The following is a 19,343-nucleotide window of genomic DNA, read 5'->3' as shown; positions in this document are numbered from 1 at the left end:
GCCGCGGACTCCCGCGATCGAGGACGGCAGGCCCGCGACCGCTTGCCGGACGCCCCACCAGGGCGACGCGGGCCCGTCGAGACGGGACCAGGGACGGCCGGGCGGCGCACCATCCGCCCCCTCGGTCGGCCGGTGGCCGAGCACCTCGGCGTGACCGGCTCCACCGCTGCCCCGGCGACGGCCGAGTGGCGGCTGGGACGAGCCCGTTCTTCTGTCGATGCCGGACAGGACGAGCGTCCGCCCGCGGGTGCCTGACCGCTCGCGTCCGGACGCCACCTGGCGTCCTGCGTCGCGGCACCTCTGGCCTCGCCCTCGGTGGCGCGTGGGCAGGGCAGCCGGGCGCTGGTCGAGCGTCACGGGGTGGCGCCGTGCGGGCGCCGCTGCGTACGGCCGCTGAGGCGGGGGGTCCGGTGGCACCATGCGGGGTTCCTACCGACGCGAACCAGCCGCCGGCGGCGCGATCCTCACGCCGTGACGACGACGAGCCTGGTGGAAGGGTCGCCGAAGCGCGCAGTGCGGAGACCGCCGGGCCCGCGTCGCGAGACGGTGCGCCTGGACCAGCGCCCGTTCGACCCCGCCGCGGGCGCGATGAGGTCGCCGATCGTGGCGGGCAGCGCCGTGATGGCATCGCCCCGGTGGGCGTTGGCCTTCTACGGGAGCTTCTCGTTCATGCCGCTGGGCTCCATCGCCGCCACCTTGTTCACGCCGTGACGAGCAGGAACCGGTCGACGGCGGCGGCGCCGGCGACGCGATCAGCGCGGGCGGACGCACCCCGGCAGGGCATCGCGCGCCCAGCGACCCGACGGCTCCAGCTCCACGTTGCCGCCCGTCACCGTCGTCGGCTGCCGGAACGAGGCCACAGCGGTCCTGGGCCGGTCAGGCCCGTCGGGCCCCCAGGCGCAGAGAGGGATCGGGGATGAGGGTCTTCGTCATCGGGATCAGCGGTGGGGTCGGCGGGGTGCTCGCAGACGACCTGACCCGGCGAGGAGACGTCGTGACGGGACTGGTGCGTCGGGACGACCAGCGAGCCGGTCTCGCCGCGCGGGGCAGCACGGTGCACGTCGGTGACATCGGTGCCATGACCGCCGGTGAGCTGGCCGCCCTGCTCGTCGGGGTCGACGTGGTCGTGTACGCCGCGGGCTCCAACGGTGGCAGCAAGGAGGTCACCGATGCCGTCGACGGGGAGGGCGTCGTGACGGCGCTCGACGCCGCCCGCGGTGCCGGGGTGAGGCGCTTCGTGCTGGTCTCCGTGCTCCCCGAGGCCTGGCGTGAGCGCGCTCTCGACGACGAGCAGGAGCACTACTTCGCGGTGAAGAAGCTCACGGACGTCGCGGTCAGCTCGAGCGACCTGGACTGGCTGATCGTCCGGCCCTCGATGCTCGTCGACCGCGCCGGGACCGGGAGGGTCGCGCTCGGCCCGGCCCAGCCGCACGATGAGATCGCGCGTGAGGACGTGGCCGCCACGCTGGCCGAGCTCCTGCACGAACCCCGGATCCGCCGGCAGATCCTCGAGCTCACCGCGGGGGAGACGCCGATCACCGCCGCCGTCCGGGCGAACACCCGATGAGCGCGCCCCGGTGCCGGGACAGCCCGAGGCGGGCACCCACATGGCTGCCACGGACGCACTGCCGTCGCGGGGGTGGGTCTGACCGGGGCACCAGCGGCACGGCACGCCCAGCCGGGCGCGGCCCGGGTTCGAGCAGACCAGCTGTGGAGCAGCACCACCGCGGCCAGACAGGTAGCGGATCCGAGCAGAGGAGACCACCGATGGCGACCCAGAAGGACCTGCCCGCCCCCAGCGAGGGGCTGATCCTCACCCACTTCATCACGGTGCGCGACGTCGCCGCCTCCCGACGCTTCTACGCCGACGTCTTCGGCGGCGAGGTGGTGCTGGAGGAGAACCCGGCGATCGTGAAGATCGCCAACGGGTGGATCATCATGAACCCCGGCGGTGGGCCCACCCCGGACAAGCCGGACATCAGCTTGAGCGCCCCGGAGCCCGGCGACCCCGTGTCCAGCTTCCTCAACGTCCGCGTCGCCGACATCGCGGCCTTCTACACCGACGCCACGGCCAAGGGAGCGCGGTTCCTCACCGAACCCCTGGACCGCCGAGCCGAGCTGCGCTGCTACCTGCACGATCCCGACGGCCACCTCATCGAGGTCGGCCAGGCCACGGGCATCCTCGAGGGGATCCTCGCCGACCGGACGGCGAGCTCAGAGCAGCACCACCGACCCGTCACCGAGCCGGGCCGGGACCGATGAGCACCGATGACGCGCGCGGCCGCGCCGCGCTGGCCGCCGACCTGGGGTGCGCGCCACTGGTCGACGCGATGGGCAGGGTCCACTCCCACCGGGCCCACATCCTGCCCCTGGTCAGCCCCGACCCCGCCCGGCCGTTGTTCGGGCCGGCGTCCACCCTGGCCTACCTGCCCTACCGCGACGACCTGCCAGAGACCGGCGCGGGGTTCGGCGCGCTCTTCCACCAGGCGGTCGGGGAGCACCCGGACGGACGGGTGCTGGTGCTCTCCAGTGGCGGGTACCCGGAGGCGTCGCACGGTGGCGGCACCCAGCTGTCCCGTGGGCAGCACACCCGGATCGCGGGAGTCCTCGCCGACGGACGGCTCCGCGACTTCGACGAGCTCCGCAGCTACCGGTTCGCGAGCTGGTGCCGAGGAGAGGCGACCCGATGGGGCGGGGACACCGTGATGCCGTACGCAGCCGGCGTCGCCGTCGAGATCGCCGGCGTCACGGTCGTCCCAGGCGACTACGTGTTCGCCGACGCCTCCGGCGGGGTGGTGATCCCCGCGCGCAGTCTCGACCGGGTCCTGGCCGAAGCCCGGACCATCGCCGACGAGGACGCCCGGTCCGTCGAGGAGATCCGGAGCGAGCGTGTCGAGCGGTCCCGGCGGTGAGCCACCGCACGGAGGGTCGCGCCGGCCTGCTCCGCGCCAGCCGGCCGACGGTCCCGGCACGTCCCCCCGTCGTGGCGATCAGCGAGGCCGGCCCGTACCGACGTCGCGGAGACGCGCGACGTCGGTACGGGCCGGTGGGGGCCTCCTCAGCGGTCGGGGGGCGTCGGGGCCCGGTGCCACCGGAGGGGATCGTCCTCCAGCGCGGCCCGGTCCCATCGTCCGAGGTCCGCGGCCGCCTCGTAGGTGGTGCGGAGGAACTCGGCGACCGCGCGGTCGGGGTCGGGCGCGGCTCGCGCGACTTCGTAGGGCAGCAGGAACTGCTGGAACTCCGTGCTGTAGTACGCCCCGTCAGGACCGACCGGCCGATCGGCGAAGCCGTCGGGTGCCGGGTAGGCGTAGGAGTAGAAGGCACCTTCCGCGCCGCCACCGGGCCAGAACCCGCAGCTGGAGAGCTCCCGCGAGTAGCCCTCGACCATGACCCAGTCCCCGCAGTTGGGTGCCCCGCCGGGGTGCGGGGGAGCAGTTCGCCCGGAGAAGCGGGTGCAGGCGAGGTCCATCGCACCCCAGAAGAAGTGCACCGGGCTCACCTTGCCGACGAAGTGGGACCGGAACTCGCCGATCACCCGGTCGGCCTGCAGCAGCTGCCGCCAGAAGAGGGTGGCCGCCTCGCCGTCGTAGGAGGCGTGCTCGTGGTCCTCGGCGAAGGGGATCGCCGGGTCCACCTCGTTCGGGGAGGGCCGGATCGGCGCCTCGATGCCGAGCCGGTCGAGCACGTCCAGGGTCCGGCGGTAGAACTCGGCGACCGGCATGGGCCTGAGCGGGAAGCTCTCGACGCCACCGGTGCTGCTGCGCACCTCGAGCTGGTGACCGAGGAAGTCGAACTCGATCTCGAAGGCGCCCGTGCCGTGGGGGATGGCGGACGTCGTCAACCCGCGCGGGCTGACGTAGAGGGTCACCTGCCACCAGTGGTTGAGCAGCGGCGCGTGGGCCAGGCGGACCTTCCCCACGACCTGGGTCCACATGTGCAGGGTCTCGCGGGTGGCGGTCCAGTCCGAGACCCGGAGGCTCGGCCAGGTCATCAGCTCGGTCATCGGTACTCCGGGTTGGTCTGAGCGGGGTGCGAGCCGGCGTCCCAGGCCGTGCGCTGGTTGCCGTGGGCGGGGATCCCGCCGGCGCGCCGGATCATGGCGGCCAGGTGCATCAGGTTGTAGGTCATGAAGGCGACGTTGCGGTTGGTGAAGTCGTTCTCCGGGCCGCCGGAGCCCTCGTCGAGATAGGAGGGGCCGGGGCCGACCTCGCCCAGCCAGCCCGCGTCGGCCTGCGGCGGGACGGTGAAGCCGATGTGCTGCAGGCTGTAGAGGATGTTCATCGCGCAGTGCTTGAGACCGTCCTCGTTGCCGGTGAGCAGGCAGCCACCGACCCGCCCGTAGTAGGCGTACTGGCCGTGCTCGTTGAGCACTCCGGAGTGGCCGTAGAGCCGCTCGATCACCCGTCGGGTCACCGAGCTGTTGTCGCCGAGCCAGATCGGTCCGGCGATGACCAGGATGTCGGCGCTCAGGATCCGGGGCAGCAGGACCGGCCAGGCGTCGGAGTCCCACCCGTGCTCGGTCATGTCCGGGCGGACGCCGGTGGCGATGTCGTGGTCGACAGCGCGGATCTGGTCCACCGAGACCCCGTTCGCCTCCATGATCGCCACGCTGCGGTCGACCACGCCCTGGGTGTGGCTGCGCCCGGGGGAGCGGTTGAGGGTGCAGTTGACGTACATCGCGCGCAGCCCGGTGAAGTCCGTCTCCTGGCCCACTAGTCGCTGGCCTTGGCCGGGGGAGCGTTGAAGAGCACGTCGCCGTACTCGCGGTGGTCCCGCAGCCAGCCGAGGATGAAGGGGCAGATCACCAGTGCCTTCAGCCCGCGGTGGCGGACGTCGTCCAGCGCGGCCCGGGCCAGCGCGCTGCCGACGCCGCGGCCCTCGAACGAGGCGTCGACCTCCGTGTGGGTCAGCACCACCAGTTCGCTGGTCTCCTGGTAGTCGATGGAGCCTGCGACCGTCGCCCCACCGGCGGAGGCCTCGTAGCGCCGCCGGTCGGGGTGTCTGGTCACGGTGAGGTCGGTCGACGTGGTCGTCATGCCGTCAGACTGGCTCCCGCGTGCGGGCACTCGCGTCGGTGAGAGTCACGTACCTCGACGGCGAGCGGCACCGTGTCGGAGGCGAGTGGCGGCGGTCGCGGACCAGTGGGTCGCGGTCCGTCGGCCGGCCGCCCGTGGAGGGGATCGTCGTGCCGGGCGCTCGACGGGTCGCCGGTCACGGGAGGTGCAGTTCCCTGAGCTGCCGGCGTGAGGTGATGCCCAGCTTGCGGAAGATGTTCCGCAGGTGCGCCTCGATCGTGCGGGGGCTGAGGAACAGCTGCGACCCGATCTCACGGGAGGTCGCTCCGGTGGCCACCAGCCGACTGATGTGCAGTTCCTGGGCCGTCAGTGCATCGGTCGGCTGGGCGTTCCGGGTGCGCGGGTGTTCGCCGGTGGCGCGCAGCTCGCGCGCTGCCCGCGCCGTGAAGGCCTCGGCGCCGATGTCCGACAGCATCTGGTGGGCGGTGCGCAGCTGTTCACGGGCGTCCTGGCGACGGCCCTCGCGGCGCAACCACTCCCCGTAGACGAGGTGCGTGCGGGCCAGGTAACCGCCCATCCGGCTGTCCTGGAGCTGCTTGATCGCCTCGCGGTACTGGTCCTCGGCTGCCGGCCCGCTGATCGTGAGCGCCTGTGCGCGCGCCGCCATCCCCAGTGCCCACGGCGTACCGCTGGCGCGAGCGCGGGTGCAGAGCTGGTCCACCGCCTCCGCTGCGCTCTCCGGCTGACCGGCACGAGCCGCTGCCTCGATGAGCTCGGAGTGGGCCAGGTTGCTGTGCGTCAGCTCCTCCGACTGGAACGCCCGGATCGCGGCGGTCCGGGCCGCTGGGTAGTCACCCAGCCCGTTGTGCAGCACTGCCAGGGCGTACTGCGCCAGCGAGACCTCGGTGTCGTCCCCGCGCCGGGCAGCCTCCCGGACGATCGTCGCCTGGATGTCGCCCGTCTCGGACGAGCGGCCGCGCCAGGCCGCGAGGATGAGCTGGGCGTGGAGCAGCGGCACCGCCGTCGTCGAAGCCGTGATGGTGGTCTGCTCGTCCGCCAGCTCGGCGGCACGAGCGAACTCACCGGACAGCACCAGCAGGACGGAACGGACCAGGAGGGCAGCCGGGAGCGTGGCCAGCGCGCCGGTCTCCCGGGCCAGCTGGACGTGGCGGGCCGCCAGGACGTGGGCCGTCTCGTCGTCGAAGACCGCCATCGCGGTCCTGCTGGCCAGCCACAGCCAGCGGTGGCCGTCGCTGCCACCCGCGGAGCCCGGCCGCGGCTCGTCGCGGGCGAAGGCGGTCAGCGCCCGGCGAAGCTCCGGGACCCCCGCCTCGTACCCGCGCGTGAAGGTGGTCACGAGCGCGTCGAGCAGTAGGTCGGCTGGCTGGGGCGACGAGGGCGGCGCCGGCGCGTCCCGGGCTGCCTCGGCCACCTTCACCACGCCGCAGCTGGGGTCGCCGGTCACGATGGCCGCGTCCAGTGCCTGCAGGTAGGTCTGCCGGGCCAGGGCTGCGTCCAGCGGGGCGAGCGTCCTCGCGGCGTCCAGCAGCAGCTGCGGCCCTGCGCTGTCCCGGTTCCGGTGGAACGCGATCTGGGCGCGGAGCAGTTCGAGGCGGGCGCGGGACAGGGCGTCCATCGGGCCGCCGGCCGCGACTGCCAGCAGGTCGAGGGCCGCTTCGGTGGCCCCGGCCTCGTGCTTCGCGTGCGCGGCTTCCAGTGCCCGCCTCGCCCGGGCAGCAGGCTCGGGGGAGAGCTCTGCCGCCTGCTGCAGGAAAGCGGCCGCGGCGGCCACACCCCCGCGGGCGCGTGCCCGTCCGGCGGAGCGCTCCAACCCGTCCGCAGCCTCCTCGTCCGTTCCGAGCACCGCCTGGGCGCGGTGCCAGGCACGGCGATCGGGGTCGGCCTCCGGGTCGGTCGCCTCGGCCAGCGCGGCGTGGGCGCGGCGACGGTCCGGCGGCGTTGCGGCCTGGTACACCGCCGACCGGACCAGCGGGTGGCGGAACCGGACCCGTGCCCCGATCTCCAGCAGGCCGGCGACCTCCGCCGGCGTCGCGAGCTCACGAGCGAGGCCCAGGTGCGCGATCGCACGCCACAGCAGCAACACGTCGCCCGTCGGCTCGGAGGCGGCGACCAGCAGCAGCTGCTGCGTCCCCGGGGGGAGGTCGCCCGAGCGACGGCGGAAGGCCTCCTCGATGCGGCGAGGGACGTCCGGCCCATCGCGCACCTCGAACCCGCCGGCCAGGTGTGCTGGTTGCGCGGTGCGGGGCAGCTCCAGCAGTGCCAAGGGGTTGCCGCGAGCTTCAGCGACGATCCGGGCGCGGACGGCGTCGTCCAGTGGTGCTCGGGACGCGGTGGTGAGCAGCGCCCACGCGTCGGTCTCACCGAGCGGGTCCAGACGTAGCTCCGGCAGCCCGGCGAACGGAGGGGCCTCGCCTGCACCCGGGTCGCGCTCCGCGAACACCAGCGCCAGCCGTTCGGCTCCCACCCGCCGCGCCACGAACGCCAAGACGTGTGCCGACGCGCGGTCCAGCCACTGCGCGTCGTCCACCAGGCACAGCAGGGGGCTCTCCTCGGCGACCTCGGCCAGCAGGTTGAGCGTGGCCAGCCCCACCAGGAACCGGTCCGGTGCAGGACCGTCGCGCAGCCCCAACGCCACGCCGAGGGCTGCCTGTTGGGGTGCGGGCAGCGCACCTGCCCGGTCGAGCAGCGGCGCGCAGAGCTGGTGCACGCCCGAGAACGCGAACTGGCTCTCCGACTCCGCACCGACCGAGTGCTCCACCCGGAAGCCGGATCCCACAGCGCTGTCGCGGGCGTACGCCAGCACGGCGCTCTTCCCGATGCCCGCCTCGCCGCGGATCACCAGCGCTCCGCTGTGCCCGGCGCGGGCGCCGGCGAGCAGCTGTTCGACGGCCTCGCGCTCCGCGCGTCGGCCCACGAGGTCCGTCAGGTCCACTCCCGTCCGAGGCCCGCTGTGTTGGCGGTACACAGACTAGGCACCGGCTGCGCGTGACGGTCGGCTGTCGGCCCGGCGGGCACCGTAGGTGGTTCTCACCGACGCGAAGGCGCCTCCGGCGAGGCGAGCCTGACGGCGTCAGGGGCCGGTCGCCATCCGGCCGGCGCGCCGTACGAGGGAGTCGGATCGTGGGCCACATCGCGGTGGGGCAGGAGAACAGCAGCCCGATCGAGCTCTACTACGAGGACCAGGGGGCGGGCCAGCCCGTCGTCCTCGTCCACGGGTACCCGCTGGACGGCCACAGCTGGGAGCGCCAGACGGGGGAGCTGCTCACCGCCGGCCACCGCGTCATCACCTACGACCGTCGCGGCTTCGGGCGGTCCTCGAAGGTGGGATCCGGCTACGCCTACGACACGTTCGCTGCTGACCTCGACACGCTCATGACGACCCTCGACCTGCGCGACGTCGTCCTCGTGGGCTTCTCCATGGGCACGGGGGAACTCGCCCGCCACGTCTCGCGGTACGGCTCCGACCGGGTCGCGAAGCTCGCCTTCCTCGCCTCGCTGGAGCCCTTCCTCGTGGCCCGGGACGACGACCCGGAGGGCGTGCCGCAGGAGGTCTTCGACGGGATCGAGGCCGCGGCGAAGGGTGATCGCTACGCCTGGTCCAGGCAGTTCTTCGCCGACTTCTACGACCTCGAGCAGAACCTCGGCAGCCGGATCAGCCAGGAGGCGGTCACCGCCAGCTGGGACGTCGCGATCGCCAGCGCTCCCGTCGCGGCCCACGCCGTCGTCTCCTCCTGGATCGAGGACTTCCGCACCGACGTCGAGGCGGTCCGGGACAGCGGTGTGCCGGCCCTGATCCTGCACGGGACCGCCGACGGCATCCTCCCGATCGACGCCACGGCCCGACGCTTCCGCCAGCTGCTCGCGCTGGCGCAGTACGTCGAGATCGAGGGCGCACCGCACGGGCTGCTGTGGACGCACGCCGACGAGGTGAACGCCGCCCTGCGCGCCTTCCTCGGCGCTGCCGGCGACACGGCGGCACCGGCCGTGCCCGCGCCATGAGCTGCCTCCGCCGGCGACCCGCCCCCTCCTGTCATGACCGGTGCTCCTGCTCAGGACGAGACACCCTCCGACGGAGGACGCCCAGGTGACCGTGCACCTCAGCCACCCGGACGGACTGCTCCAGCAGGCCGAGTACGCGCCCGTCGCCGTGGCGGCGGGATCGCGCCTCCTCCTCCTCGCCGGGCAGGCGGCAGTGACCCCCGCGGGCGAACCGACCTCGGCAGACCTGACGGGGCAGGTCCACTCCGCGCTGCGCAACGTCGCCACGGCGGTCAGAGGCGCAGGAGGTGACGTCGGGGACGTCGCTCGACTGACCTTCTACGTCGTCGGCTGGACGCCTGGGATGGCGGGCGGACTGCTGGCAGGGACCGCGCGCGCCCAGGAGTCCGAGGGGTTCAGCTCCCCGTTGCCACCCATCACCGTCATCGGCGTCCAGGCCCTGTGGACGCCGGACCTGCTCGTCGAGATCGAGGCCACCGCCGTCCTCGCCTGATCGGCCCGGACCGACGAGGTGGCGCGCGGCCGGGTCCGGGCACCGGGCTCACCGCCATCGATGCACAGGTCGCTGTCGCCGCCGCAGGGCGGGCCGAGGAGGTGCGAGACGTGTCGGATGCCTTCCTGCTCAGCCTGGCAGGGATCTCCGCGACGCTGCTGGGCACGTTCACCCTCGGGGTGTTCTTCTACCTCGACTCCTCGCGGCACCAGCAGCGTGGGTCCGGCGTGGCCGCGGACCGCTACATGCGGTCCGGCGCCCGGTGGGTGTTCGCGGCCTACAGCCTCCCCCTGTTCGTGCCGCTCGTGCTCGCCGGCGTGGGGCCGCGGTGGGCGGCGGCGTCCTTCGCCCTGCTGGGCGCGGCGCTCGTCGCGGCGACCGTCGACACCTCCCGCCGGATCACCGCGGAGGGAGCGACCCGCATGTCGCCGTCCGTCACCGTGAACGAGGTCGCGACGACCGTCCTGGTCCTCCTGCTGGTCGTCCTGCCGTGGGCCGCCGGCGGGTGGCTGCCGCATCCGTCGGCGTTCGTCCCGTCGCTGCTGCTCGCGCTCGTCGCCGCCTTCACCAGCACGGCGACGTTCATCATGTACTCGTTCGACCGCGCCGGCGACGGAGCGGCGGACGAGGCGGTGGACGGGGAGGAGCGGCGGCCCTCCGGGGCCGGGTGACGCCCGGCGATGCCGCCGCGGATGGCAATGCTGGACGTGGTGGTCCTGGGTCGTCTGCGGAGGTGGTGGTCGTGCGGACCGTCGTGGGGTGGGTCGCGCGGCGCGCCTTGGTGCACCTACCGGTCGATGACGGCCATGTCGCCCGCGGCGTGGCGGTCGCCGGACGCAGGCGCCGTGAGCCGGCGCTGCAGCTCGTAGCTGAACATGACGTTGGCCAGCTTGGACTGCCCGTACGCGCCGGTCCGGGAGTACGAGCGTTCCCACTGCACGTCGTCGAAGTGGATCGCCGCCCGGATGCGGTGACCGGTGCTGCTGACGGTCACCACCCGCGAACCGGGAAGGGGCAGCAGCTGGTCGAGCAGCAGCCCCGTGAGCGCGAAGTGGCCCAGGTGGTTGGTGCCGAACTGCCGCTCGAAGCCGTCCCGGGTCATCTGCTTGCCGAGGAGCACGGCGGGCAGGGGGTCCTCGGCGAAGGCGCTGCCCCCCACGACGCCGATGACCGTGAAGTACCCCGCCCAGCTGATGGCGGCGATCGCGTCCCACCCGGTGAACCTGGCGAGTGGCTGGCGCAGGGCGCCCATGGCCAGGGTCACTGCTGTGCGCCCGCCGGGCACGTAGCGGGCGACGACGAGGGCCATCCCGCCGCGTTCGGCGAGCACCGAGCCGGCTCGCCGCATCGTGCGGGCCCGCCGTCCAGCGGAGTCCCGCCCGGTGGTCCACCTGCTCGTCGTCCGCCCGACCAGGTACGAGAGGTGGTCACCGAGCATGGCGCCGACGGCCGCGGTGAGGACCACGAGCGGCACGCTGGTCGAGCCGGACGCAGCCAGCACTGCGGCGGTGATCACCACCGTCTCGCTGGGCACCACCGGAGCCAGGGCATCGGCGAGGGCCACGAGCACGATCACCAGGTACGCCCAGGGTGAGGACATCAGGTCCATCGCGGTGTCCACCAGGCCGCCGATCACCTCACCACGGCCCTGCAGCGGGACCCGGTGCCGCCGGGGGATCGGCGTGCAGCAGCTGGGGGGTCGGGCAGGGCGAGCAGCCGCAGCACGGTCGCGGGAGCTCCCGTCAGGTGCAGGTGCCCGCCGTCGGCAGCCAGGCGCTGCTCGGCCGACCGGAGCGGGACCAGTCCCGCGGCGTCGACCGACTGCAGGTCGCTCAGGTCGACCCACAGACCACGATCGGCTGCGTTCGACCCGGTGGCTCGGCCGGCTGCGGCCGACAGCAGACGGGTGGCGGTGCGCAGCACCTGGTCGAGCACCGGCGCGGTGGCCTGGTCGAGCTCACCGGCCACCCGCACGAACAGGGCCTGGGGATCCCGGACCAGCCGGGCGGACATGTGCATGAGGACTCCCGGTGCAGGGGGACGCCGGTGCGACCCGGCGGTGGGGGGATGACGTCGAGCGGTTGCCGGCAGTGAGGGACCGGGGCACAGGTGCCGCACTGCCGGCGTCCGGTCAGCCGCGGGTGGAGCCCGGCGGCTGCCGCGTGTCGTCGGGTGGGTGGACGCCGAACTCCCGGCACTGCAGGGCTGCCAGCTGCGCAGTGGCACCGGGCTCCCCGCGCCGCCAGCGGGCGACCGGGTCGGGACCGAGGCGGGCCAGGCTGTGCAGCGGGAGAGTCGTCGCCGCACGCAGCGCCAGTGCGTCGACGTCCCGGTGCAGGGCGAGGACCGCGCCGGCCTCGCGGGCGTGGTGGACCCGGCGCGGCACCCACCGGGCAGCGACCCAGCCCATCAACGCCACGGCGACCACCAGCCCGAAGACGAACGAGGCCCGCCCGATCGCCTCGTGCGCCTTCGTCCCCGCCGCTGCCAGCCGTTCTCCGGCGTCCCCGATGGGGCCGGGGCCGTCGGCGAGCAGGTCGCCGGCGCTCTGCAGGCGCTCGGTCGGCTCCTGGACCTGACGCAGTCCGGTGCTCGTCGCCACGGCGACCCGGGTGCTCGTCAGGCACCAGAGGACGACCAGCACGTCAGCGACCACCTGGCGGGCCCGCATGCCGGGGGCGTCCGCGTACCACTTCACCGGACAGCCCTGCTGCCGGATGTGGCCGGCTCCCGCGGACCGGGGACCACCGGGGTGGCCCGGTGCCCCGGACGTCGAGCGGTCAGCGCCGGTCATGGCCGCCATCGCTGGTCCCGGGCGACGTCCCGGAGCCGGAGGACGCGAGCTCGGCTTCCCGGGGAGGCTGTGCCGCGGAGGACCCGGCCTCCATCGCGGCACCTTCCAGGTCCACGTCCGGCAGCACCCGGTCGAGCCAGCCGGGCAGGTACCAGGCGCGCCGCCCCATCAGGAGCATCACGGCGGGGATGAGCGTCATCCGCACGACGAAGGCGTCGATGAGCACGCCGAGGGCGAAGGCGAAGCCGACCGACTTGATGATGGGGTCGTCCGGGATCATGAACCCGGAGAAGACGGCGGTCATGATCAGGGCGGCGGCGGTCACGACGCGGGCGCCGTGCCGGAACCCGTCGCGGACGGCGTCGGGCGGGGTGGCTCCGTGCCCGACCTCCTCACGCATGCGGGAGACCAGGAAGATCTGGTAGTCCATGGCCAGTCCGAAGAGGACGCCGATCATGACGACGGGCAGGATGCTGGCCAGCGGTCCGGTCTGGTCGACGCCCAGCAGGTCGGCTGCGAACCCGTTCTGGAACACCGACACGACCGCGCCGAAGGTGGCTGCGATCGTGAGGAGGAACCCCGCGAGGGCGGTGACGGGGACCAGGACGGAGCGGAAGGCGAGCAGCAGGACGAGCAGGGCCAGGCCGACGATCACGGCGAGGTAGGGGACCAGCGCGTCCGCCATCTTCTGCGAGGCGTCGATCTCGACCGCGGTCTGACCGGTGACCAGGACCTCGGTCCCCGTCGCCGACTCGATGCCGCCGGCTGCGTCGCGGATGCTGCGCACGAGGTCCGCCGTGGCTGGGTCGGTCGGGCCGGTCGTCGGGACGACCCGGATGAGCGCCAGGTCGCCCCCGGGGTCGACCTGGGGCGGGGACACCGCAGCGACCCCGTCGATCCCGCCGAGCTGCGCCGCCACCTCAGCGGCTGCCGTCTCGCCGCCCACACCGTCGGGGAGGACGGTGGCGACCGTGAGGGGTCCGTTGAACCCGGGACCGAAGCCCTCGCTGAGCAGGTCGTAGGCCTGCCGCTGCGTGGTCTCGGTGGACAGCGCGCTGTCCCCGGGCAGGGCCAGCCGCATGTCCAGCGCGGGGACGGCCAGGGCACCCAGGGCGACCACCGGGACGACGATGGCGAGCACGCGGTGCTTCATGACCAGCGCGATCCAGCGCGCCCCCATCGTGGGGCGTTCCGCGGCGGCCGCACCGTCGGTCTCCAGCACGACCTTGCCGCGGACGGCGCGGCGGCCCATGACGGCCAGGAGCGCGGGGACCAGCGTCAGGTTCACCAGCACCGCGACGGCGACGGTGAAGGCGGTGGCCAGGCCCATCTGCTGCAGCAGCGGGATGCCGGTCACGAGCAGCGCGACGAGGGCGATGACGACCGTCGTCCCGGCGAACACGACCGCTGACCCGGCGGTGGCGACCGCCCTGGCGATCGAGGGGCCGATGTCCATGCCCGCCCGGACCTGCGCGCGGTGGCGGGTGAGCACGAGGAGCGCGTAGTCGATGCCCACGGCCAGGCCGAGCATCAGGGTCAGCGTGGTGGTGTTGCTGTCCAGGTCGGTGAAGGCGGTCGCGGCGAGGGCGCCCATGATCCCGACGGCGACGCCCAGCCCCGCGGTGAGCAGGGGCAGGCCGGCCGCGACGACCGAGCCGAACGTGATGGTCAGCACGAGGGCCGCCACGACGATGCCGAGGACCTCCCCGATCGGGGCCTCCGCGGGCGCTGCGGCTGCGTCGCCGCCCACCTCCACCCGGAGCCCGGCGTCCGTGGCCGGTTGCACGGCAGCCGCGACCCCGTCGGTCTGCTCCGTCGCGATCTCGGCAGCCGGCATGCTGAAGTCGACGTCCGCGTAGGCGGTACCGCCGTCGGTGGAGACGGCCTCGGAGGCGTACGGATCGGTGACCGCGGCGACCCCGGGCACCTGACCGATCGCGCCGAGGGACCGCTCGACGGCGGTGCGACCGGCTCCGGTGTCGAGCGACTCGCCGTCCGGTGCGGCGAAGACTACCCGCCCGGATGCGGCGTCGATGTCCGCTCCCGGTGTGCGTGCCTCGATCAGCTCGATGGCGTCCTGCGACTCGGTGCCCGGGACGCTGAACCCGTCGGAGAAGGGCTTGGAGATGCCGATGGCGCCGGCGCTGAGCGCGACGATGCCGATCAGCCAGGGAATGACCACCAGTCGTCGGTGTCGTACCGAGAACGATCCCAGTCGGTGCAGCAGGTGTGCCATGTCGGTGCCCCTCGGTCGTGGTGCGGTACCGGTGTGCTGGTCGCTCCCGGCTACCGCGTGCGCAGCTCGACGGTCACGCCTCTCCATGGGCCGTCCGTGGACGTCTCTGGGTCCCGCATGGGAACGGCGGCCCACCCGGCCACCGGGGACGGCGCCCTGACCTCAGCGACCCGCGGGACTCACACGGACCTCACCGGCTGCGTCCGCTCGCCTCGGCACGCCTGCCGGTCGCGGCCGTCGCGTCGGAGAGTCCGCTGTGAGTCCGGCACGGCGGGGCCGGCGCGCCCGGTGGTCCCGGGGCGGCCAGGGCCGCTCTCCCATGGAGTTCCCATGTCCGTGCACCGGGTGCCCATCCGGGCGCGCGACCGTCGGTGCCGCACGCGGTCCTCGTGTGCACCACGGGCGCACCGGACCGGGAGTCGCGATGATCGAAGTGCACGAGCTCACCAAGAGGTACGGCGACGTCCTCGCCGTCGACCACCTGAGCTTCGCCGTCCCGTCCGGGCAGGTGACCGGCTTCCTCGGTCCCAACGGCGCCGGGAAGTCCACGACGATGCGCATGGTCCTCGGGCTGGACGCGGCCAGCTCGGGGACCGCCACCGTGGACGGGCGGCTCTACGTCGCCCAGCCGACGCCCTTGCGATCGGTGGGGGCGCTGCTGGACCCCGGTGCGGTGCTGCCCAGCCGACGGGCCCACCACCACTTGCTGGCGCTCGCCGCCGGGAACGGCATCCCGCGGGAGCGCGTGGCGGAGGTGCTGGACGAGGTCGGTCTGCAGTCGGTCGGCCGGCGCCGGACGGGCACGTTCTCGCTGGGGATGCGGCAGCGGCTCGGTATCGCCGCGGCACTGCTCGGCGACCCGCCGGTGCTCATCTTCGACGAGCCGCTCAACGGGCTGGACCCCGAGGGCATCGTGTGGATGCGCTCCCTCATGCGGCGGATGGCCGCCGAGGGACGCACCGTGCTCATGTCGAGCCACCTGATGAGCGAGATGGAGCTGACCGCCGACCACCTCATCGTCATCGGACGGGGTCGGCTCATCGCCGACACGTCGATGGAGGACTTCATCGCGGCGCACTCCGACCGTCAGGTCGTGGTCCGCAGCCCGCAGGTCGAGGTGCTGCGCCGGCTGCTGGGCGGCCGGGCGGGCGTGCGCGTCGACGACGTCGACGGCGGTCCCGGACTCTTGGTGACGGGTCTGGAGGCGGCGGAGATCGGTGCGCTGGCGGCTGCCGCCGGACTGGAACTGCACGAGCTCACCTCCCGCCAGCCGTCGCTGGAGCAGGCGTTCATGGACCTGACCCGGGACGCGCAGGAGTACCGCTCGGACGCGGAGCCCACCCGATGAGCGCGACGACGACCGGGTCCACCGTGCGCGCCGACGACACCCGGGCCCGGGAGGGGACGGTCGCCTCCGAGCAGCCGGCGGAGCGGGCACGGTTCCGGCATGCCGTGCACTCCGAGTGGGTCAAGATCCGCACGATGCGCTCGAGCCTGTTCGTGGTGCTCGGCACCCTGGCGTCCACCGCCGGGCTCGCCGCGCTCAACGGGTCGTCCGCCGGCGGCGACCACGCACGCCTGACGGCTGCGGAGCAGGCCACCTTCGACCCCCTGGCCATCAGCCTGATGGGGTACCTGCTGGCGCAGATCGCACTCGGTCTGCTGGGTGGGCTGGTCATCACCTCCGAGTACGGAGCCCGCACGATCGTCGGCACGCTGACCTCCGTGCCGCACCGGGCCCGGGTCCTGGCCGCCAAGGCCCTGGTGCTGGCGGGGGTGGCCCTGCCGGTCGGGTTGCTCGTGTCCGCCACCGGCTTCGTCATCGGCCAGGCGTCACTGGCCGGGCAGGGTGCCCCGCACCTGGCGCTCTCCGACGGCCTGGCGCTGCGCGGCATCATGGGCGGCAGCCTGTACCTGACCCTCGCGACGCTCCTCGGACTGGCGATCGGCACCGTCATCCGCAGCACGACGGCGACGGTGACCACGCTGTTCGGCGTCATGCTCATCGTCCAGGCGTTCGCGCCCGCCCTGCCCGGGACGCTCGGGGACTGGGTGTCGAGGTACTGGCCGCCGATGGCCGGCGGGCAGGTCGTCACCGGCTACCGCGACCCCGACCTGCTCGGGCCGTGGGCCGGGCTGGGGCTCATGGCGGCAGCTGTCGCGGTGCTGCTGGCGGTGGGGTTCGTCGTGTTCGGCAAGCGCGACGCCTAGCGGGTCCGGGACACCGGGCCAGACTCTGGCCCGGGGCACACGATCGAGGACGGGGACGAGATGAGCGCACAGCGCCTGCTGGTCGTGGAGGACGAGCCCACGCTGCGTGAACTGCTGTCGGCGAGCCTCCGGCTCGCCGGGTTCGAGGTGCTCGCGGTCGCGACCGGGTCGGCGGCGCTGGCCGCCGTCCAGGACCAGCGCCCCGACCTGGTCCTGCTGGACGTCATGCTGCCCGACGTCGACGGCTTCCAGCTCCTGCGCCGGATGCGCGAGCGGCACCCGGCGGCCGGGGTGGCCTTCCCCCCGGTGCTCTTCCTCACCGCGCGCGATGCACCCGAGGACCGGATCAGCGGACTGCGGGCCGGGGGAGACGACTACGTCACGAAGCCGTTCAACCTCGAGGAGCTCGTGCTGCGCATCCAGGCCGTGCTCCGCCGCACGGGGGGCAGCCCGGAGGACGGCCGGCTGGTCGTGGGCGACCTGGAGATGGACACCCACAGCCACCAGGTGACCAGGGCCGGGCAGCCCGTCCACCTGTCCCGCACCGAGTTCAGCCTGCTCCGCGTCCTGATGGAGCACGCCGGGCAGGTGCTGTCGAAGCCCCAGCTGCTCGAGCTGGTCTGGCACTACGACTTCGGTGGCGACGACAGCATCGTCGCCACCTACATCAGCTACCTGCGCCGCAAGATCGACCCGGGCGACCCGACGCTGCTCCTCACCGTGCGCGGCACCGGCTACCTGCTGCACCGGCCCCGGTCGTGAGCGCACCGCCGGGGCGGCAGCGCTGGACCCACCGGCTCTCGCTGCGCGCGCGGCTCCTGGTGATCACCCTGCTGCTGGTGCTTGCGGCCCTGCTGGGCAGCACCGCCGCGCTCTCCGTCCTGCTGGAGCGCAGCCTGGTGGACCAGTTGGACGCCCGGCTCCAGGCAGCCGCCGCACTGGCGGCGCAGCCGCCGGTCGTCCTCCTGGCACCGGGAGCCCCGACGCCGCAGGTGCGCAGCGCCGTGGAAGGGGCGCTGACCGGAGACGTGCACCTTGTGGTGCTCCGCGCGGACGGCACGGTGCAGCAGGTCGTCCGGCCGGCCACCGGCAGCCCGCCCGAACTGCCCACCCTGGACGCGGCGGCGGCCGAGGCGCGCGGGGAGCGGCCGTTCGAGGCCCCGGCCCAGGCAGGTGGCCACGCCTGGCGCGTGGTGGCCACGCCCGCGCAGGGGGGCACCGTCGTCGTCGCCGTGTCCATGGCGGAGACCGACGGGACGCTCCGGGACCTCGGCTTCCTCGCCCTGTCGATCGACGCCGTGGTGGTCGTCCTGGTCGCCGGGGCGGCGTGGTTCGCCGTGCGCGCGGGGCTGCGCCCGCTGCGCCTGGTGGAGACGACGGCGGCGTCCATCGCCCACGGTGACCTCGCGCCGCGGGTACCGGAGCTGGCGCCCGGGCGGACCGAGCTCGGGCGGCTGTCCGCCGCGCTCAACGGCATGCTGGACCGGATCGAAGCGGGGGACGCAGCACGCGCCGCCACCGCCGACCGCATGCGGCGCTTCGTCGCCGACGCCAGTCACGAGCTGCGCACGCCGCTGTTCGGCATCAAGGGCTACACCGAGCTCTACCGGATGAGCGGCATGCCCGAGCGCGGCGACGTGGACACCGCGATGGCCCGGATCGAGCGCGAGGCGGCCCGGCTCGCCCGGCTGGTCGAGGACCTGCTGCTGCTCGCCCGCCTGGACGGGGACGACGCCGGCGGCGGGCTGCCGCTTCGGCTCAGCCCGATGGACCTCCGCACCCTGGCCGCCGACGCCCTGCACGACCTGCGCGTCCTCGACCCCGGACGGACGGTCACGCTGACCGGTCCTAGCGGCGGTCCGCCGGGCAGCGCCCCCGTCCTCGGCGACGAGGCGCGTCTGCGGCAGGTCACCTCCAACCTCGTCGGCAACACCGTCGCCCACACGCCGCCCGGCACGCGGGTGCGGATCGGGGTCGGCACCTCCGCCGGCGAGGCGGTCCTCGAACTCGCCGACGACGGGCCGGGGATGACCACGGAGCAGGCCGCCCGGGTCTTCCACCGCTTCTACCGCGCCGACGACGCCCGCGGGCGGGCCGGTGGAGGTGGTGCGGGTCTGGGACTGGCCATCGTCCACTCGCTGGTGGCAGCCCACCACGGGCGCGTCGAGATCGACACCGCTCCCGGTGCCGGCGCCGTGTTCCGCGTCCGCCTGCCCCTGCACACCCAGGCGCCGCAGCCGGCCGAGGACTGAGGGAGGCAGCGCGGCGTCGAGCGACCGGCTCCCCGCGGTCCGCCCGCTGACCTCGGGCCGCCGAGGCAGTTGCCCCTCCCCCCGCGGGAGGGTGCACCGTGGGTCCATGACCACACCGGATCCGTCCGGGGCGGGACCGAGTCGGTCGACGACCGGAGCACGACGACCAGAGCACGACGACCGGCTCGCCTCGGCAGCCCGACTCTGGTCTGCCCGGCGTCGTGACGTGGTGGGCCAGGACGCCACGACGCAGTGACGCACCGGTGGCACGGCCAGGAGCGCTCCGCCGGATCGGCAACGGAGCCGTCGCCGCCGACCTCCA

Annotated in this window: 19 protein-coding genes; 11 read left to right on the top strand and 8 right to left on the bottom strand. The window is 73.8% G+C overall.

What is annotated here, in order from left to right:
- Positions 1-471: 471 nt before the first annotated feature.
- From HL054_RS09700 to HL054_RS09685, 4 genes are all read left to right on the top strand, one after another.
- A complete protein-coding gene (locus HL054_RS09700) occupies positions 472-711 on the top strand; it encodes a hypothetical protein (protein ID WP_369138744.1) in 240 nt (79 codons plus the stop codon).
- Positions 712-916: 205 nt separating this feature from the next.
- Positions 917-1,567, top strand: a complete 651-nt coding sequence (locus HL054_RS09695) for an NAD(P)H-binding protein (protein WP_369138743.1) — start codon at positions 917-919, stop codon at positions 1,565-1,567.
- A gap of 200 nt (positions 1,568-1,767) precedes the next feature.
- Positions 1,768-2,262 carry a VOC family protein gene (locus HL054_RS09690; protein ID WP_369138742.1) on the top strand — a complete coding sequence of 165 codons (495 nt, stop codon included), beginning with the start codon at positions 1,768-1,770 and terminating at the stop codon, positions 2,260-2,262.
- On the top strand, positions 2,259-2,912 hold the full coding sequence (locus tag HL054_RS09685) for an RraA family protein (protein ID WP_369138741.1): 654 nt from the start codon (positions 2,259-2,261) through the stop codon (positions 2,910-2,912). Before HL054_RS09690 ends, HL054_RS09685 begins: the two co-directional genes overlap by 4 nt.
- Positions 2,913-3,058: 146 nt before the next feature.
- Here HL054_RS09685 and HL054_RS09680 read toward each other — a convergent pair whose 3' ends face one another.
- The 4 genes from HL054_RS09680 to HL054_RS09665 form a co-directional block, all read right to left on the bottom strand.
- On the bottom strand, positions 3,059-4,003 hold the full coding sequence (locus tag HL054_RS09680) for a DUF5996 family protein (RefSeq protein ID WP_369138740.1): 945 nt from the start codon (positions 4,001-4,003) through the stop codon (positions 3,059-3,061).
- On the bottom strand, positions 4,000-4,713 hold the full coding sequence (locus tag HL054_RS09675; RefSeq protein ID WP_369138739.1) for a flavodoxin family protein: 714 nt from the start codon (positions 4,711-4,713) through the stop codon (positions 4,000-4,002). The genes HL054_RS09680 and HL054_RS09675 overlap by 4 nt, the downstream gene beginning before the upstream one ends.
- Positions 4,713-5,036 carry a GNAT family N-acetyltransferase gene (locus tag HL054_RS09670; RefSeq protein ID WP_369138738.1) on the bottom strand — a complete coding sequence of 108 codons (324 nt, stop codon included), beginning with the start codon at positions 5,034-5,036 and terminating at the stop codon, positions 4,713-4,715. Before HL054_RS09670 ends, HL054_RS09675 begins: the two co-directional genes overlap by 1 nt.
- 175 nt (positions 5,037-5,211) lie before the next feature.
- Positions 5,212-7,950 (bottom strand): ATP-binding protein, encoded by a 2,739-nt coding sequence (locus HL054_RS09665; protein WP_369138737.1) that lies wholly within the window; start codon positions 7,948-7,950, stop codon positions 5,212-5,214.
- A gap of 206 nt (positions 7,951-8,156) precedes the next feature.
- Between HL054_RS09665 and HL054_RS09660 the strand changes: the two genes are divergently transcribed.
- The 3 genes from HL054_RS09660 to HL054_RS09650 all read left to right on the top strand — a co-directional run bounded on the left by HL054_RS09660 (position 8,157) and on the right by HL054_RS09650 (position 10,199).
- Entirely contained in the window at positions 8,157-9,035 is an 879-nt protein-coding gene (locus HL054_RS09660; protein ID WP_369138736.1) for an alpha/beta fold hydrolase, read from the top strand.
- An 85-nt stretch (positions 9,036-9,120) separates the two neighbouring features.
- Entirely contained in the window at positions 9,121-9,528 is a 408-nt protein-coding gene (locus HL054_RS09655; RefSeq protein WP_369138735.1) for a RidA family protein, read from the top strand.
- A gap of 110 nt (positions 9,529-9,638) precedes the next feature.
- Positions 9,639-10,199, top strand: coding sequence for a hypothetical protein (locus HL054_RS09650; RefSeq protein ID WP_369138734.1), 561 nt, complete (start codon positions 9,639-9,641; stop codon positions 10,197-10,199).
- 116 nt (positions 10,200-10,315) lie between these two features.
- Here the strand turns inward: HL054_RS09650 and HL054_RS09645 are convergent, their stop codons facing one another.
- From HL054_RS09645 to HL054_RS09630, 4 genes are all read right to left on the bottom strand, one after another.
- Positions 10,316-11,164 (bottom strand): VTT domain-containing protein, encoded by an 849-nt coding sequence (locus HL054_RS09645; protein ID WP_369138733.1) that lies wholly within the window; start codon positions 11,162-11,164, stop codon positions 10,316-10,318.
- Entirely contained in the window at positions 11,161-11,547 is a 387-nt protein-coding gene (locus tag HL054_RS09640; protein ID WP_369138732.1) for an STAS domain-containing protein, read from the bottom strand. The genes HL054_RS09645 and HL054_RS09640 overlap by 4 nt, the downstream gene beginning before the upstream one ends.
- 112 nt (positions 11,548-11,659) lie before the next feature.
- Positions 11,660-12,226 carry a hypothetical protein gene (locus HL054_RS09635; protein WP_369138731.1) on the bottom strand — a complete coding sequence of 189 codons (567 nt, stop codon included), beginning with the start codon at positions 12,224-12,226 and terminating at the stop codon, positions 11,660-11,662.
- Between the two features lie 82 nt (positions 12,227-12,308).
- Positions 12,309-14,504: an MMPL family transporter gene (locus tag HL054_RS09630; protein WP_369138730.1), complete on the bottom strand. Its 2,196-nt coding sequence runs from the start codon at positions 14,502-14,504 to the stop codon at positions 12,309-12,311.
- Between the two features lie 478 nt (positions 14,505-14,982).
- Here HL054_RS09630 and HL054_RS09625 point away from each other — a divergent pair, with 478 nt between their 5' ends.
- From HL054_RS09625 to HL054_RS09610, 4 genes are read left to right on the top strand one after another with little or no spacing between them, the layout of a single operon-like run.
- Entirely contained in the window at positions 14,983-15,906 is a 924-nt protein-coding gene (locus tag HL054_RS09625) for an ATP-binding cassette domain-containing protein (protein WP_369138729.1), read from the top strand.
- The gene (locus HL054_RS09620) at positions 15,903-16,769 is read left to right on the top strand and encodes a hypothetical protein (RefSeq protein ID WP_369138728.1); all 867 of its coding nucleotides are present in this window, start codon (positions 15,903-15,905) and stop codon (positions 16,767-16,769) included. Before HL054_RS09625 ends, HL054_RS09620 begins: the two co-directional genes overlap by 4 nt.
- A gap of 60 nt (positions 16,770-16,829) precedes the next feature.
- A complete protein-coding gene (locus HL054_RS09615) occupies positions 16,830-17,531 on the top strand; it encodes a response regulator transcription factor (RefSeq protein WP_369138727.1) in 702 nt (233 codons plus the stop codon).
- On the top strand, positions 17,528-19,021 hold the full coding sequence (locus tag HL054_RS09610; RefSeq protein WP_369138726.1) for a HAMP domain-containing sensor histidine kinase: 1,494 nt from the start codon (positions 17,528-17,530) through the stop codon (positions 19,019-19,021). The genes HL054_RS09615 and HL054_RS09610 overlap by 4 nt, the downstream gene beginning before the upstream one ends.
- Positions 19,022-19,343: the final 322 nt, after the last annotated feature.

It is taken from the genome of Modestobacter versicolor, from assembly GCF_041028285.1.
In the GTDB taxonomy this organism is placed as follows: domain Bacteria; phylum Actinomycetota; class Actinomycetes; order Mycobacteriales; family Geodermatophilaceae; genus Modestobacter; species Modestobacter versicolor_A.
Note: the sequence above shows the minus strand (reverse complement) of the source record. Positions and strands in the feature narration are given on the sequence as shown.

What these genes read in the sequence shown, in the direction of transcription:
- HL054_RS09620 (WP_369138728.1), top strand. Translation starts at nt 15,903, where the DNA reads ATGAGCGCGACGACGACCGGGTCCACCGTGCGCGCCGACGACACCCGG.
- HL054_RS09690 (WP_369138742.1), top strand. Translation starts at nt 1,768, where the DNA reads ATGGCGACCCAGAAGGACCTGCCCGCCCCCAGCGAGGGGCTGATCCTC.
- HL054_RS09685 (WP_369138741.1), top strand. Translation starts at nt 2,259, where the DNA reads ATGAGCACCGATGACGCGCGCGGCCGCGCCGCGCTGGCCGCCGACCTG.
- HL054_RS09680 (WP_369138740.1), bottom strand. Translation starts at nt 4,003, where the DNA reads ATGACCGAGCTGATGACCTGGCCGAGCCTCCGGGTCTCGGACTGGACC.
- HL054_RS09640 (WP_369138732.1), bottom strand. Translation starts at nt 11,547, where the DNA reads ATGCACATGTCCGCCCGGCTGGTCCGGGATCCCCAGGCCCTGTTCGTG.
- HL054_RS09670 (WP_369138738.1), bottom strand. Translation starts at nt 5,036, where the DNA reads ATGACGACCACGTCGACCGACCTCACCGTGACCAGACACCCCGACCGG.
- HL054_RS09695 (WP_369138743.1), top strand. Translation starts at nt 917, where the DNA reads ATGAGGGTCTTCGTCATCGGGATCAGCGGTGGGGTCGGCGGGGTGCTC.
- HL054_RS09615 (WP_369138727.1), top strand. Translation starts at nt 16,830, where the DNA reads ATGAGCGCACAGCGCCTGCTGGTCGTGGAGGACGAGCCCACGCTGCGT.
- HL054_RS09625 (WP_369138729.1), top strand. Translation starts at nt 14,983, where the DNA reads ATGATCGAAGTGCACGAGCTCACCAAGAGGTACGGCGACGTCCTCGCC.